This is a genomic window from Streptomyces sp. SID486 (genome assembly GCF_009865385.1).
Taxonomy (GTDB): domain Bacteria; phylum Actinomycetota; class Actinomycetes; order Streptomycetales; family Streptomycetaceae; genus Streptomyces.
Map to the genome: position 1 here is coordinate 1 of NZ_WWJT01000390.1, position 15545 is coordinate 15545.

General features: G+C 73.1%; 13 protein-coding genes. 10 read left to right on the forward strand and 3 right to left on the reverse strand.

The genetic code is table 11. The annotated features are described in order from the left end of the window. From GT045_RS18315 to GT045_RS18335, 5 genes are all read left to right on the forward strand, one after another. On the forward strand, window positions 1-946 hold a 946-nt coding region (locus GT045_RS18315; RefSeq protein ID WP_161334822.1), incomplete at its 5' end, for a dihydrolipoamide acetyltransferase family protein. Between the two features lie 70 nt (window positions 947-1016). Next, window positions 1017-1928, forward strand: a complete 912-nt coding sequence (locus GT045_RS18320) for a molybdenum cofactor guanylyltransferase (protein ID WP_161334823.1) — start codon at window positions 1017-1019, stop codon at window positions 1926-1928. Continuing rightward, window positions 1925-3343 carry a molybdopterin molybdotransferase MoeA gene (locus GT045_RS18325; protein WP_161334824.1) on the forward strand — a complete coding sequence of 473 codons (1419 nt, stop codon included), beginning with the start codon at window positions 1925-1927 and terminating at the stop codon, window positions 3341-3343. The genes GT045_RS18320 and GT045_RS18325 overlap by 4 nt, the downstream gene beginning before the upstream one ends. After that, window positions 3340-4437, forward strand: a complete 1098-nt coding sequence (locus GT045_RS18330) for a potassium channel family protein (RefSeq protein ID WP_345942682.1) — start codon at window positions 3340-3342, stop codon at window positions 4435-4437. Before GT045_RS18325 ends, GT045_RS18330 begins: the two co-directional genes overlap by 4 nt. Before the next feature lie 29 nt (window positions 4438-4466). Next, complete coding sequence (locus tag GT045_RS18335; protein ID WP_161334826.1) at window positions 4467-5447, forward strand: NAD(P)H-quinone oxidoreductase; 981 nt, start codon at window positions 4467-4469, stop codon at window positions 5445-5447. Window positions 5448-5611: 164 nt separating this feature from the next. On the opposite strand, the gene GT045_RS18340 is transcribed toward GT045_RS18335, so the two are convergent. Next, the gene (locus GT045_RS18340; RefSeq protein ID WP_202528415.1) at window positions 5612-6382 is read right to left on the reverse strand and encodes a hypothetical protein; all 771 of its coding nucleotides are present in this window, start codon (window positions 6380-6382) and stop codon (window positions 5612-5614) included. A 153-nt stretch (window positions 6383-6535) separates the two neighbouring features. Between GT045_RS18340 and GT045_RS18345 the strand changes: the two genes are divergently transcribed. Next, window positions 6536-7075, forward strand: coding sequence for a bacterial proteasome activator family protein (locus GT045_RS18345; RefSeq protein ID WP_161294973.1), 540 nt, complete (start codon window positions 6536-6538; stop codon window positions 7073-7075). 118 nt (window positions 7076-7193) lie between these two features. On the opposite strand, the gene GT045_RS18350 is transcribed toward GT045_RS18345, so the two are convergent. After that, complete coding sequence (locus tag GT045_RS18350; protein WP_161334827.1) at window positions 7194-8840, reverse strand: protein kinase; 1647 nt, start codon at window positions 8838-8840, stop codon at window positions 7194-7196. Window positions 8841-9184: 344 nt separating this feature from the next. On the opposite strand from GT045_RS18350, the gene GT045_RS18355 reads away from it, so the two are divergent. Then, window positions 9185-10831 carry a protein kinase gene (locus tag GT045_RS18355; RefSeq protein WP_202516122.1) on the forward strand — a complete coding sequence of 549 codons (1647 nt, stop codon included), beginning with the start codon at window positions 9185-9187 and terminating at the stop codon, window positions 10829-10831. A gap of 220 nt (window positions 10832-11051) precedes the next feature. Here the strand turns inward: GT045_RS18355 and GT045_RS18360 are convergent, their stop codons facing one another. Then, a complete protein-coding gene (locus tag GT045_RS18360; RefSeq protein WP_345942683.1) occupies window positions 11052-12068 on the reverse strand; it encodes a phosphotransferase in 1017 nt (338 codons plus the stop codon). 643 nt (window positions 12069-12711) lie between these two features. Between GT045_RS18360 and pdhA the strand changes: the two genes are divergently transcribed. From pdhA to GT045_RS18375, 3 genes are all read left to right on the forward strand, one after another. Next, window positions 12712-13920 carry a pyruvate dehydrogenase (acetyl-transferring) E1 component subunit alpha gene (pdhA, locus tag GT045_RS18365; RefSeq protein ID WP_161294977.1) on the forward strand — a complete coding sequence of 403 codons (1209 nt, stop codon included), beginning with the start codon at window positions 12712-12714 and terminating at the stop codon, window positions 13918-13920. A 1-nt stretch (window position 13921) separates the two neighbouring features. Beyond that, on the forward strand, window positions 13922-14899 hold the full coding sequence (locus GT045_RS18370) for an alpha-ketoacid dehydrogenase subunit beta (RefSeq protein ID WP_161294983.1): 978 nt from the start codon (window positions 13922-13924) through the stop codon (window positions 14897-14899). 10 nt (window positions 14900-14909) lie between these two features. After that, window positions 14910-15545 (forward strand): biotin/lipoyl-containing protein (locus GT045_RS18375; protein ID WP_345942684.1); only part of this gene is annotated, 636 nt, incomplete at its 3' end.

Consider the following 15545-nt stretch of genomic DNA (forward strand, 5'->3'; position numbering starts at 1 on the left):
GGCCCCAGCCCCGGCTACGGCGGCCCCGGCCCCGGCCGCCACGCCGGGCGAGGGCCCGGTCCCCGTGATCTCGCCCCTCGTGCGCAAGCTCGCCCGGGACAACGCCGTCGACCTGCGGCAGCTGACCGGCTCCGGGCCGGACGGGCTCATCCTGCGCGCGGACGTCGAGAACGCGCTGCGGGCCGCCGTCGCGCCCGCCCGCACGGCCGACGAGGAGCGGACCGAAACGGCCCCCGCACCCGCCGCACGCGCCGGGGGAGAGGTCCGGATCCCGCTCAAGGGCATCCGCGGAGCCGTCGCCGACAAGCTCTCCCGCAGCCGCCGGGAGATCCCGGACGCGACCTGCTGGGTCGACGCCGACGCGACCGAACTCATGCGGTGCCGGGCCGCGATGAACGCCGCCGGAGGTCCCAAGATCTCCGTCCTGGCGCTGCTCGCCCGGATCTGCACGGCCGCCCTGGCCCGGTTCCCCGAGCTGAACTCCTACGTCGACACCGAGGCCCGCGAGATCGTCCGCCTCGGCCACGTCCACCTCGGGTTCGCCGCCCAGACCGAACGCGGACTGGTCGTGCCCGTCGTCCGGGACGCCCACGCGCGCGACGCCGAATCCCTGACCGCCGAGTTCGCCCGGCTCACCGAGGCCGCCCGGGCGGGCACGCTCACCCCCGGTGACCTCACCGGCGGCACCTTCACGCTGAACAACTACGGGGTGTTCGGCGTCGACGGCTCCACCCCGATCGTCAACCACCCCGAGGCGGCCATGCTCGGCGTCGGCCGGATCGTCCCCAAGCCGTGGGTGCACGAGGGCGAGCTGGCCGTCCGCCAGGTCGTACAGCTCTCGCTCACCTTCGACCACCGGGTCTGCGACGGTGGCACGGCGGGAGGCTTCCTGCGCCATGTGGCGGACTGCGTGGAACAGCCGGCGGTGCTGCTGCGCACGCTGTGAGGGGAAAGCCGGCGCACCCCGTGACGTGCGCCGGATCCGGAACGAGGGGCCGGCGGGACATACTCGGTAGGTGACCGAGACCGCACCCGCCGCTGCCCGGACGCCCGCGCCGTACGACGCCGTCGTCCTGGCCGGCGGCGCCGCCCGGCGGCTCGGCGGAGCCGACAAGCCCGGGATCCGCATCGGGGGCCGGGCGCTGCTCGACCGGGTGCTCACGGCCTGCGCGGACGCCCGGACGACCGTCGTCGTGGCCGCACCCCGGCCCACCGTCCGGCCGGTGCGCTTCGCGTGCGAGGAGCCGCCCGGCGGCGGACCGGTCGCCGCGCTGGCGGCCGGCCTGCGGAGCACCACCGCCGGTCACACCGTCGTGCTCTCCGCCGACCTGCCCTTCCTCGCACGGGACACGGTCCGACGGCTGCTGACCACCCTTCAGGACACCGGGGCCGACGGTGCGCTGCTCACCGACGCCGACGGCCGGGACCAGCCGCTCGTGGCCGCCTACCGCACGGCGGCCCTGCGCCACGGACTGACCGGCCTCGCCGCCGCGCACGGCGGCCTCACCGGGCTGCCCCTGCGCCGGCTGACCGGGGACCTCCGGCTCACCCGCGTTCCGGATCCGCTCGCGTCCTTCGACTGCGACACCTGGGACGACATCGCCGACGCCAGGGCACGGATCAGGGAGCATGGGTACGTGTTGGATGAATGGATCTCCGCAGTCAAGCACGAACTGGGCATCGACCTGGACGTCGACACCGGCGTCCTGCTCGACCTGGCCCGTGACGCCGCGCACAGCGTGGCCCGCCCCGCCGCGCCGCTGACGACCTTCCTCGTCGGTTACGCCGCGGCGAGGGGCAAGGGCGACCCCGAGGCCGTCGCCGAGGCCGCCCGCAAGGCCGCCGCGCTGGCCCTCACCTGGCAAGAGGAGACCGACGGCGGCACGAACGAGAGCACCGGGGGCCCGAGCGCCCCGGACGCCGGATGACCGCCCCCGGCACCCGGGCCGAAGCACCCGACGGGGACACCGACGACCTCGACGTCGAGGAGGCCCTGGCACTGGTGAGGGAAGGCCACCGGGAGAACCGGGACGACGGCACGGACGACGGGGCCGGCCAGCTGCCCGCACCGTCCCCGCAGCCCTCCGGTGAACGTCCCGCCGAACGGCACAGGGCCACCCCCTGGACCCGGGCCCGCGAGATCGCCGCCCGGGCCGCGCGCAGCCACGGCCCGCAGAGCGCGGGCGGCACCCCGGCCGGCACCCGGCGCGTCCCCGTCTCCGTCGACCTCGCCGACGCCCTCGGACTGGTCCTGGCCGCCCCGCTCGACGCGCTCACCGATCTGCCCTCCTTCGACACCTCCGCGATGGACGGCTGGGCGGTCGCCGGTCCCGGCCCCTGGCAGGTCCGGGACGAGGGGGTGCTCGCCGGGCACGCGCAGCCCGAGCCGCTCACCGACGGGGAGGCGGTCCGTATCGCCACCGGCGCCCGCGTCCCCGCCGACACCACCGCCGTCCTGCGCACCGAGCACGGCCGGACCGACGCCCAGGGCCGGCTGCACACCACCCGCGAGATGCTCCACGGCCAGGACATCCGGCCCCGCGGCCAGGAGTGCCGCACCGGCGACCAGTTGCTGCCCGTGGGCACCCTGGTCACCCCCGCCGTCCTGGGGCTCGCCGCGGCCGCCGGCTACGACACGGTCACCGCCGTCCCGCGCCCCCGGGCCGAAGTCCTCGTCCTCGGCGACGAGTTGCTGACCACGGGCCTGCCGCACGACGGGCTGATCCGGGACGCGCTGGGCCCCATGCTGCCGCCTTGGCTGCGCGCGCTCGGCGCCGACGTCGTCGCCGTCCGCCGCCTCGGTGACGACGCCCGGGCCCTCCGCAAGGCGGTCGCCGCGTCCCAGGCCGACCTGATCGTCACCACGGGCGGTACCGCCGCCGGCCCCGTCGACCACGTTCACCCCACCCTGGAACGCCTCGGCGCCGAACTCCTCGTGGACGGCGTCAAGGTGCGCCCCGGCCACCCCATGCTGCTGGCCCGCACCAAGGACCACCAGCACCTCGTCGGCCTGCCGGGCAACCCCCTCGCGGCCGTCTCCGGCCTGCTCACGCTCGCCGAGCCGCTGCTGCGGACCCTCGCCGCCCGTCCCGCCCCCGAGCCGTACGCGCTGCCGCTCAGGGAGGCGGTGCCGGGGCATCCGTACGACACCCGGCTGATCCCCGTGGTGCTGCGCGGTGACCACGCCGTCCCGCTGCACTACAACGGCCCGGCCATGCTCCGGGGTATCGCCGCCGCCGACGGGCTGGCCGTCGTGCCCCCGGGCGGGGCCCGGCAGGGCGAGGAGGCGGAACTGCTCGACCTGCCGTGGGCCGCCGCCGGGATCGGGGTGTGTTTCACGTGAAACTTCCGGGCCACGACGCCATCGCCCGCCAGGCGGGCGAACATCTGGCGACCCAACGGGTGAAGCTGCCGAGAAAGGTGGTGGACCGCCCGATCCGCCAGGTCGTCAAGCGGCTGATCATGGCCCTGGTGGTGCTGGTGGCCACCGCGTTCGTCGTCTACGCCGACCGCGACGGCTACCACGACAACGCCGACGGAGCCGTCGACCTGCTCGACGCGTTCTACTACGCGACCGTCACCCTCTCCACCACCGGTTACGGCGACATCACCCCGGTCAGCGACGGTGCCCGGCTCACCAACATCTTCGTCATCACGCCCCTGCGCGTGCTGTTCCTGATCATCCTGGTCGGCACCACGCTGGAGGTCCTCACCGAGCGCACCCGCGAGGAGTGGCGCCTGAACCGCTGGAGGTCCACCTTGCGTGACCACACCGTCGTCATCGGTTTCGGCACGAAGGGGCGGTCGGCCATCCAGACCGTCTGCGCCACCGGGCTGAGGAAGGAGCAGGTGGTCGTCGTCGACCCCAGCGCCAAGGCGGTCGACGCGGCGACGGCGGAGGGCTACGTGGGTGTCATAGGCGACGCCACCCGCAGCGACGTGCTCAAACGCGCCGAGGTCCACAAGGCCCGGCAGATCATCATCGCCCCGCAGCGGGACGACACCTCGGTCCTCGTCACCCTGACCGCGCGCCAGCTCAACCGTGGCGCCAAGATCGTGGCCGCCGTCCGTGAGGAGGAGAACGCCCCGCTGCTCAAGCAGTCCGGCGCCGACGCCGTCATCACCAGCTCCGGCGCCGCCGGCCGGCTGCTCGGGCTGTCCGTGCTCAGCCCCGCCGCCGGCATGGTGATGGAGGACCTCATCCAGCAGGGCAGCGGCCTGGACCTCGTCGAACGCCCGGTGGTCCGCGGCGAGGTGGGCAGGAAGCCACGCGAGACGGAGGACCTCGTGGTGAGCGTCGTCCGTGGCCACCGGGTACTCGGCTACGACGATCCGGCCGTCGGCACCCTCCAGCTGACCGACCGGCTCATCACCATCGTCCGGGTCACCCCGGGCAGCCAGGTCACCCCGGACACCCGCCCCCTGCCGCACGGGTGACGGCGCCGGTGGGGAGTAGCGTCGGCGGCATGCATGCGATCACGATTCCCGAACCTGGTGGTCCCGAGAAACTGGTATGGGACGAGGTGCCCGATCCGGTGCCCGGCGAGGGCGAAGTGCTGGTCGAGGTGGTGGCCAGCGCCGTCAACCGTGCCGACATCCTGCAGCGCCAGGGCTTCTACGACCCGCCGCCCGGCGCCTCCGCCTACCCCGGCCTGGAATGCTCCGGCAGGATCGCCGCGCTCGGCCCCGGTGTCTCCGGCTGGGCCGTCGGCGACGAGGTGTGCGCGCTGCTCGGGGGCGGCGGCTACGCCGAGAAGGTGGCCGTGCCGGCCGGGCAGCTGCTGCCCGTGCCCGAGGGCATCGACCTCGTCCGGGCGGCGGCGCTGCCCGAGGTGGTCTGCACGGTCTGGTCCAACGTGTTCATGGTCGCCCAGCTGCGCCCGGGCGAACGGCTCCTGGTGCACGGTGGCTCCAGCGGCATCGGCACGATGGCGATCCAGCTCGCCAAGTCCGTCGGTGCCGAGGTCGCGGTGACCGCCGGCACCAAGGAGAAGCTGGACTTCTGCGCCGAGCTGGGCGCGGACGTGCTCATCAACTACCGCGAGCAGGACTTCGTCGCCGAGATCGAGCGGGCCACCGGCGGCTCGGGTGCCGACGTCATCCTGGACAACATGGGCGCCAAATACCTGGACCGCAACGTCCAGGCCCTCGCCGCCAACGGACGGCTCGCGATCATCGGCATGCAGGGTGGGGCGAAGGGCGAGCTGAACATCGGCGCGCTGCTGGGCAAGCGGGCCGCGATCAGCGCGACCTCGCTGCGCGCCCGGCCGCTGGGTGAGAAGGCGGCCATCGTCGCCGCCGTCCGCGAGCATGTGTGGCCCTTGCTCGCCACCGGGCAGGTCCGCCCGGTGGTGGACCGGGAGCTGCCGATGCCGGAGGCGGCAGAGGCACACCGCCTGGTCGAGGCGAGCGGTCACATCGGCAAGGTGCTGCTGGTGGCGCCGTGACACCGGCCGGGTGACGGGCGGGGTGCCGTGGCGTCGCCGAGTGCCGCGTGCGGCGCGGGTCTCGGTGCCGGGTCCTGCCGGGTGCTGCCGGGTGCCGACGGGCTCTGTCGGGCGGTGCCGCGGCGGCCGGGCCGGTGCCGCGGCGGCCGGGCCGGTGCCGGCGGTCAGCTCCTGCGCAGCCGCAGGCCAAGGAGCGCCAGCCCCAGGCCCAGGCCTATGAGGACCAGGCCGCTGCCCAGCGGGAGGATCCGCAGGACCGGCTCCGCGGCGGCCTCGTCCTGCGCCGCCTGCCGGGTGTCGGCCCGCGGGGGCGCTGCGGAGTCGAGTCCCGATTCCGCGGGTGGCTCGGAGGCGGCCGGCAGGTCCGTCGTCTCCGGCTCCGCCGGCTGTGCTGCGGGGGTGGCGGTGGCCTGGTCGTCGTCGTCCTCCTCCTCCGCCTCGGCCGTGAGCCGGTCCGGCCGGCCCGGCCGCATCCGGCCCTCACCGGGCAGGCTGCCCGCACGGGACGGCGAGGCGGAGACGGAGGCGTGCGCGGGGCGGACCGACGCCGAGGCGGAGTCGGACGGCATGGGCACAGGCGTGGGCGTGTCCCGGTGCGCGGCGACGGGGGCGGACGGCTCCGGGCTCGGCCCGTCGCCGCCGGGCCGTTCCTGCCCCCGATGCCCGCCGGCCGGGCCGGCCGGGCCGGAGTGCCGGGGCGGGGAGTGCTCGGGGGACGCGTGCCGCGTCGGACCCCGCTGCTCCTCCCCGTGCCCCGTGGCGGACGCCCGGGCAGGGCCCGGCTCGGCGGTGTACGCGGCCGTGCCGCCGTACGCGACCGCGGCGCCGTACACCGGCAGAGCCGTCGCCGTCAGGACGGCCAGCAGCCGCAGACAGCGGAGCGTGAGTCGCAGGCGTGGAGTCACGTCGGTGACCTCCCGGAGCCCAGGTGCCATGAATGCCATGACCTACGGATAACCAACGGAAACAAGCCTCACATTCATCGCCTGATCGGGCATTCCGGATTGGGCCGACAGGTCTAAACGGTGGATCAACCGCATGAGGGGGCACCACGGTGATGAGGTGGCGGCGTGCGAGAGAATGGCGGCATGGAGATGCCGAGGAACGAACGGTCGTCCGAGAATCCCCAGATCCTGGTCCTGGGCCAGGACGGGATGGCGCTCGGCGGAGGCGGGGACCACGACTCCCGTGAGACCCCGGTGACGGAACAGGTGGAGCAGCCGGCCAAGGTCATGCGCATCGGCAGCATGATCAAGCAGCTGCTGGAGGAGGTGCGCGCGGCTCCCCTCGACGAGGCCAGCCGGGTCCGGCTGAAGGAGATCCACGCCAGCTCGGTGAAGGAGCTGGAGGACGGCCTGGCCCCGGAACTGGTCGAGGAACTGGAGCGGCTCTCCCTGCCGTTCACCGACGAGGCCACCCCGAGCGATGCGGAACTGCGGATCGCACAGGCACAGTTGGTGGGCTGGCTGGAGGGCCTCTTCCACGGGATCCAGACGACCCTGTTCGCCCAGCAGATGGCCGCACGGGCTCAGCTGGAGCAGATGCGCCGCGCGCTGCCGCCGGGCGTCGGCGGCCCGGAGGGCGGCGAGGACCCCATGGGCGGCAGGTCGGGCGGCCCGTACCTGTAGTCATCCCACCGGCCTGTCCGGCCACGACACACGAAGGGCCCGGCGGTCGACCGCCGGGCCCCTCCTGTGTCCCGGGCGCCGGGGCGGCCGCAGCCGCACCTGGCCGCCGGGGGGCGGGTCACTGCGGGGGATTGCCCGTCGAGACGCTGAGCTGGATGCTGCCCACGTCGTCCGGGTCGATGTCGGTGCCCTGGGCGGGGAACTGGTTCAGGATGGTCCCGTCGCCCCAGGTGTTGTCGTCCTGGGCCTTGATGTCCCACTTCCAGCCCGCGGCCTGGAGGCACGACTTCACGGAGTTGATGTCCTTGTACCGGAAGTCGGGCATCTGCACCTTGTCCGGGTCCGAGTACGACTCCTGCGGATCGGTGCACTTGGTCTTGTCGATCAGCCGGGTGCGGTCCGGCCCGCGGTAACCCGCCCGGTGGGACGCGGCCGCCGCCGAGGCGCGGGAGTCGGTGCCGCCGCCCTGGGTGTCGTCGCCGTTGTTCAGCGTCAGGGCGACGATCACCCCGATCGCCACGATGGCCGCCACCGCGACCGAACCGATGACCACCGGGCGCCTGCCGCGGCCGCCGCCGGCGGACGGCCCGGCCTGCTGGGGCGCGATCGTGTACGGCGGCGGGGTGGTGGGCGCGGTCTGCGGGCCGTAGCCCACGGAAGGCGTCTGGTAGCCGCCCTGCTGCGGGTAGCCGTAGGACGGGGCGGGCGTCGGGTGGCCGTAGGGGTTGGGGGTCTGGTTCTGCACCGGCGTCGGCTGGTACGGCGTGTGCACCTGCCCCTGCGGTGCCGAGGGGGCCTGCCCGACCGGGGGGAACACGGCGGAGCCGACGCCCGAGCCGCTCTGCTGCGGCCCGGCGCCGGGCACGATGCTCGGCGGCGCCGCCTGGAAGGAGGCCGCGACGCGCAGGCACTCGGTACGCATGGACTCGGCGGTCGGGAAACGCTCGTTCGGGTTCTTCCGCAGCGCGCGGGCCACCAGCGCGTCCACGGCGGGCGGCAGCGCGCGGTTGACCGAGGAGGGCGCCACCGGCTCCTCCTGCACGTGCGCGTACGCGATCGCCAGCGGCGAGTCGGCGTCGAACGGCAGCCGCCCGGTCACCAGCTGGAACAGCATGATGCCGACCGAGTACAGGTCGGAGCGGGCGTCCACGCTGCGGCCGAGGGCCTGCTCGGGCGACAGGTACTGCGGGGTGCCGACGACCATGCCGGTCTGCGTCATCGAGGTGACGCCGGACTGCATGGCCCGGGCGATGCCGAAGTCCATCACCTTGACCACGCCGCGCTTGGTCGTCATCACGTTGCCCGGCTTGATGTCGCGGTGGACCAGCCCCATCTCGTGGCTGATCTCCAGGGCCGCGAGCACATCGGCGGTGATCTTCAACGCCTTGTCGGCGGGCATCGCGCCGTACTGGCGGATGTCCTCCTCCAGGACCGAGCCCAGCGGCCGGCCCTCGATGTACTCCATGACGATGTACGGCGTCGCCGTGCCGGTCAGCTCGTCCTCGCCCGTGTCGAAGACGGAGACGATGTTGGTGTGCGTGAGCTTGGCCACGGCCTGCGCCTCGCGGCGGAAGCGTTCGCGGAAGGCCGGTTCCCGGCCGAGCTCGGTGTGGAGCGTCTTGATAGCGACCTGGCGGTCCAGCACCGAGTCGTACGCCAGGTGCACCGAGGCCATGCCGCCCTCGCCCAGCAAGTCGCGCAGCTGGTAGCGGCCACCGGCCAGCGCCTGCCCCGCGTACCGGCCGTGTGCGCCGTCCTGGCTCATCTCTCCGCGTCCCCCACTGGCCGTCCGGCACCGTCATCCTGCGGACAGGCCTTGATCGAATGTGTCATTCCCGGCCAAGTCTGCCCCAGGGCACCGACACGTCAAGCTCGGTGCCCGTTCCGTGACCGTACGGGCAGCAAGCGTCGCGCAAGCGTTACAGGTGAGGTACGACCGGCGCACAGAATTTGCACGACAGCGCGTGCTAGAGGTTTCATGGCCGGTCCGTCTCGGGTCGGTCCCGGTTGCCGTTCCGGACCGGCGGCCCCCACGGAGGCTGTAGCGTGGCCGGACGGAGACCGTGACAACACCGCGCGCACCGCGGGCAGAAACGACGGCGAGGACTGATGGCACAGACGCAGCGCTCTCAGGGCCCGTCCGACCCCGAGGCGACTGGCGGCGGCATGTCGGACGCGCCGGAGCTGTGGGGTAACGGAGGGCTCGTCGGCGACGGCCGGTACCGGCTCACGCACCGGCTGGGCCGGGGCGGCATGGCCGAGGTGTTCGCGGCCGAGGACGTCCGCCTGGGCCGCACGGTCGCGGTCAAGCTGCTCCGCGCCGACCTCGCCGAGGACCCGGTCTCCAAGGCACGCTTCACGCGCGAGGCGCAGTCGGTCGCGGGTCTCAACCACCATGCGATCGTCGCCGTCTACGACTCCGGTGAGGACGTGGTGGGCGGCCAGTCCGTGCCCTACATCGTCATGGAGCTGGTCGAGGGCCGCACCATCCGCGACCTCCTGCTGAACGCCGAGGCGCCGGGCCCCGAGCAGGCCCTGATCATCGTCTCCGGCGTGCTGGAGGCCCTCGCCTACTCGCACCAGCATGGCATCGTGCACCGTGACATCAAGCCGGCGAACGTCATCATCACCGACAGCGGTGCCGTCAAGGTGATGGACTTCGGTATCGCCCGCGCCCTGCACGGCGCGTCCACGACGATGACGCAGACCGGCATGGTCATGGGCACCCCGCAGTACCTCTCCCCGGAGCAGGCGCTCGGCAAGGCCGTCGACCACCGCTCCGACCTGTACGCGACCGGCTGCCTGCTCTACGAACTCCTCTCGCTGCGGCCCCCGTTCACCGGTGAGACCCCGCTGTCGGTGGTGTACCAGCACGTCCAGGACATGCCGGTGCCGCCGTCGCAGGTCGCCGACGGGACCTGCCCGCCCGAGCTGGACGGCCTGGTCATGAGGTCCCTCGCCAAGGAGCCCGACGACCGGTTCCAGACGGCCGAGGAGATGCGCGGCCTGGTCCAGTACGGCCTGCAGATGCTGTACGAGCAGGGCGCCCACACCGGCACCTGGAACACCGGCCCGGTCCAGACGCACGACGGGCGGCACACCCCGGCGGGCGGCTTCGCCGGGACGACCGTCATGCCGCACCCCGTGGAGGGGGCCGGCACCGCGCAGATCCCGCAGCCGATCCTGCCCGCGGGCTACGGCAACGGCGACGACGGCGGCTTCGAGGGGCACGGGAACAAGGGCAGCGGGCGCGGCAAGCTGGTCGTCCTCGCCGTACTCGCCGTCATCGCGATCGCCGCGGGTGTGGCGCTGGCCCTGAAGGGCGGCGGCGGCACCGGCGGCAGCGGTACCGACACCAAGCCGAAGACGACGCACTCCAAGAGCACCAAGGACACCTCGCCCTCCCCGACGCCGTCCGACAAGGACACCGACCAGCCCTCCGAACCCTCCACGGACGACGGCTCGGACACCGACACCGGCTCCGGCTGGCCGCCGGCGACCACGCCGTCGTACAGCCAGTCGTGGTCGGCCAGTTCCACGCCGAGCGACGAGCCGTCGGACCCGCAGCCCTCGCAGTCGCAGCCCACGGATCCGACGGACGGCGGGACCACGACCGACGGGACCACCGACGGCGGGACCACGACCGACGGGACGACGGACGGCGGGACCACGGACGGCGGGACGACGGACGGCGGCACCGGCACCACCACCGACGGGACCACGACCGACGGCGCCTCGGGCGACACCACCGGTTGAAGGACCCCCACGGCGGCAGGGACGGACTCACCCGACCGGTCCTGATCCGGCCGGCCCTGATCCGGCCTGGGCCGGCCAGGCGCGACCTGAGCCGGCTTGAGACGACCCGGCGATCGATGACCGGCCCGGCCTGACCCGACCTGACCTGACCGGTCCTGATCCGGCCTAACCTGACCGGACCTGATCCGGCCTCACCTCATCGGGCCCGGGCCGGGCCGGCTCACTGCACGAACGCGTCGCACACCGCGTCGTACTCGCGGGTCCACCACACCGCGAGTGCCGACGCGGCCGGGAACTGGCAGTCCGCGCGCGTGTCACCGCGCTCGTAGTGCCAGCGCAGCATCCAGAAGTCGTTGAGCCGTTCCCACCACACCCGGTGCACGGCCGCCGCCAGTTCCGAGGGCGTGGCGCCGGCCGCGCGCCGGTACGTGCGCGCGTAGGCCCGCACCTTCGGCAGGTCCAGCGTCCCGCCGGGCCGGACGAAGAAGATCACCGCGGCGCGGACGGCCTCCTCCGCGCGCGGCTGCACGCCGAGCCGGTCCCAGTCCACGATGGCCGCCGGGGCGTCGTCCTTGTACAGCAGGTTGAACGGGTGGAAGTCCCCGTGCACCCAGCCCACGGAGCCGCCGCGCGGCGGGCGCCGGTCCGCGTGCTGCTCCAGGAGCGCGCGGCGCTCCAGCAACCGGTGCCGGGCGAGTTCGTCGAAGGCGTCGGCGGGGCGGTGCCGGCGTACGTGCGCGAGCAGGTCGTCGATGAGGGCGAAGGTGTCGGCCGGGTCGGCGCTCTCCACGGGGTGCGGGCCGGTCGCCGGGCGGGTGCGCCCCTTGGGGGGCATCACGCGCTCCAGGCAGGCGTGTACGGCGCCCAGGAGCGCGCCCAGGCGCGCGCTCTCCCCGCGCGTGAGCTGACCGCCGTGGCGGTGTCCGCCGTCGATCCAGGGGTGCAGGGCGTAGGCGTGGCCGCCGACGACGGCGACCGTGCGGCCCTCGCGGTGCGCGAGCGGCGGGGCGACGGGGACGCCGAGGTCGGCGAGGCGCTGGGTGGCGCGGTGCCGGCGTTCGATGGCCACCGGGTCGGCGGTGTCCGGGTCGAAGTGGTGTTTGAGGAAGTAGCGGCCGCGGGTGGTGCACAGCCGGTAGCCGCGGTTGAGCAGCCCCTGGTCGACCGGCTCACAGGTGAGGGCGGTACCCGCGGCGTACAGGCGTAGCAGGGCGCCCAGAGGGGGCGCGTGGGGCACGAGGGGGGGTACACATGAGCGCGGCACGCGCCAGATGGTAGGGCACGCGCGGCCCCTGTGAGCTGGGCCTTGTCACAGGCAGTCGCCGACGGTCGCATTCGGTCATGGACGGCGATTTCGGCCCGCGCCCGGGCGCCGAAAGCGGCCGGCACGCAGGCCCGTCCCATTCCGGATCGGGGCGAGGCGGCCGGGGCGGAATTCTTGATCGTCTTTTTCCCGGAGGCCGGACGGGAGGGCGGGACGAGGGGTCCCGGGCGGTGCTACGACCCGCAATCCCGTGGCCATCGATCTGAAATACCCCTATATTTCAGTCTTCGGGCACGAGGTGTGATTCACATGGAACCCTTCCCGGGACCTGGGTGGGCGAGATAACGTGCGCTTGCTCCGGACTGCCGCAAGGCTGTGACCAGCACGCTTTCGCATTGCCTCGATTTACTTGGAAATCCAAGCAAAATCGCAGGTCAAACGGGGTTTCACAGAAATGTGAGGCACTGGGTAACGTAATGGTCGCAGGGCGCTCGCCGGGGCACCTGTCACGCCTGTTCCCGGCCGAGTGGCACCCACCCCGTGCCCGGTGGTCGAAACAGGTGAGCCGCACTGGCCTACCGGCAACCCCGGGGGCCGGAACGACGGAGGAGCACACGTGACCGTGGAGAGCAGTGCCGCGCGCAAGCCGCGACGCAGCGCCGCAGGCAAGGCCGGCACCACCGGCAGCAGTGCCGGAGCCACCGGCGCCAAGCGCACCACCCGCAGCAGCACGAAGAAGAGCACCGACCCCGAACTCGTGCAGCTCCTGACCCCGGAAGGCAAGCGGGTCAAGAACGCCGAGTACGACGCCTACGTCGCCGGCATCACCCCGGAAGAGCTGCGCGGCCTCTACCGCGACATGGTGCTCACCCGTCGTTTCGACGCCGAGGCCACCGCCCTGCAGCGCCAGGGCGAACTGGGCCTGTGGGCCTCCCTGCTGGGCCAGGAGGCCGCCCAGATCGGCTCCGGCCGGGCCACCCGCGAGGACGACTACGTCTTCCCGACCTACCGCGAGCACGGCGTCGCCTGGTGCCGCGGTGTCGACCCCACCAACCTCCTCGGCATGTTCCGCGGCGTGAACAACGGCGGCTGGGACCCCAACAGCAACAACTTCCACCTGTACACGATCGTCATCGGCTCCCAGGCGCTGCACGCCACCGGCTACGCCATGGGCATCACCAAGGACGGCGCGGACTCGGCGGTCATCGCCTACTTCGGCGACGGCGCCTCCAGCCAGGGCGACGTCGCCGAATCGTTCACCTTCTCCGCGGTCTACAACGCCCCGGTGGTGTTCTTCTGCCAGAACAACCAGTGGGCGATCTCCGAGCCGACCGAGCGCCAGACCCGCGTGCCGCTCTACCAGCGCGCCCAGGGCTACGGCTTCCCCGGCGTCCGGGTCGACGGCAACGACGTGCTGGCCTGCCTCGCGGTCACCAAGCGGGCGCTGGAGCGCGCCCGCAGCGGCGAGGGCCCCACCCTGGTGGAGGCGTACACCTACCGCATGGGCGCCCACACCACCTCCGACGACCCCACCCGCTACCGGGGCGACGAGGAGCGGCTGGCCTGGGAGGCGAAGGACCCGATCCTGCGGCTCCGCCGGTACCTGGAGACCTCTGATCACGCGGACGAGGCGTTCTTCGCGGAACTCGAGACCGAGTCCGAGGCGTTGGGCAAGCGGGTGCGCGAAGCGGTCCGCGCCATGCCCGACCCGGACCGGTTCGCCATCTTCGAGAACGCGTACGCGGACGGGCACGCGCTCGTCGACGAGGAGCGCGCCCAGTTCGCCGCCTACCAGGCGTCGTTCGCCGATGAAGGGGGTCACTGAGATGGCCGAGAAGATGGCGATGGCCAAGGCCATCAACGAGTCGCTGCGCCACGCCCTGGACACCGACCCCAAGGTCCTCGTCATGGGCGAGGACGTCGGCAAGCTCGGCGGTGTCTTCCGGGTGACGGACGGCCTGCAGAAGGACTTCGGCGAGAGCCGGGTCATCGACACCCCGCTCGCCGAGTCCGGCATCGTCGGCACCGCGATCGGCCTGGCCCTGCGCGGCTACCGCCCGGTGGTGGAGATCCAGTTCGACGGCTTCGTCTTCCCGGCCTACGACCAGATCGTCACCCAGCTGGCCAAGATGCACGCCCGCTCGCTGGGCAAGGTCAAGCTGCCGGTCGTCATCCGCATCCCCTACGGCGGCGGCATCGGCGCGGTCGAGCACCACTCCGAGTCCCCCGAGGCGCTGTTCGCGCACGTGGCGGGCCTGAAGGTGGTCAGCCCGTCCAACTCCTCCGACGCGTACTGGATGATGCAGCAGGCCATCCAGAGCGACGACCCGGTGATCTACTTCGAGCCCAAGCGGCGCTACTGGGACAAGGGCGAGGTCGACTTCGAGGCGATCCCGGCCCCGCTGCACAAGGCACGCGTGGTCCGCGAGGGCACCGACCTCACCCTGGCGGCCTACGGCCCGATGGTGAAGCTCTGCCAGGAGGTGGCCGACGCGGCGGCCGAGGAGGGCCGGTCCCTGGAGGTGCTGGACCTGCGCTCGGTCAGCCCCCTCGACTTCGACGCCGTCCAGGCGTCGGTGGAGAAGACCCGCCGTCTGGTCGTGGTCCACGAGGCGCCGGTGTTCTTCGGCTCCGGCGCGGAGATCGCCGCCCGGATCACCGAGCGCTGCTTCTACCACCTGGAGGCACCGGTCCTGCGGGTCGGCGGCTACCACGCCCCGTACCCGCCGGCCCGCCTGGAGGAGGAGTACCTGCCCGACCTCGACCGCGTGCTCGACGCCGTCGACCGCTCACTGGCGTACTGAGGAGAGGGTCGTGACGACGATGACGGAAGCATCCGTACGCGAGTTCAAGATGCCCGACGTGGGCGAGGGACTCACCGAGGCCGAGATCCTCAAGTGGTACGTCAAGCCGGGTGACACCGTCACCGACGGCCAGGTGGTCTGCGAGGTGGAGACCGCCAAGGCGGCGGTGGAACTCCCCATCCCCTACGACGGGGTGGTCCGCGAGCTGCACTTCCCCGAGGGCACCACGGTGGACGTGGGCACGTCCATCATCGCGGTGGCCGTGGCCGGCGCCGGGGACGCCGCACCGCAGGAGCCCGCCGGGCAGCCGCAGGCGGAACCGGCTCAGCCGGAGGAGGAGCCGAAGCCGGCGGCCCGCCAGCCGGTCCTCGTCGGCTACGGCGTGGCGACGTCCTCCACCAGGCGCCGCCCCCGCAAGGGCCCCGAGGCCACGGTCCCGGCACAGGCGATCCAGGCGGAGCTGAACGGCCACGACGGCGCGGTCACCGCCAAGGCCCGTCCACTGGCCAAGCCCCCGGTGCGCAAGCTGGCCAAGGACCTGGGCGTCGACCTCGCCCTGATCACCCCGTCCGGCCCGGACGGCGTCATCACGCGCGAGGACGTCCACGCGGCGGCCACGCCCCGGCCCGCCGACCAGGCCGCGCCG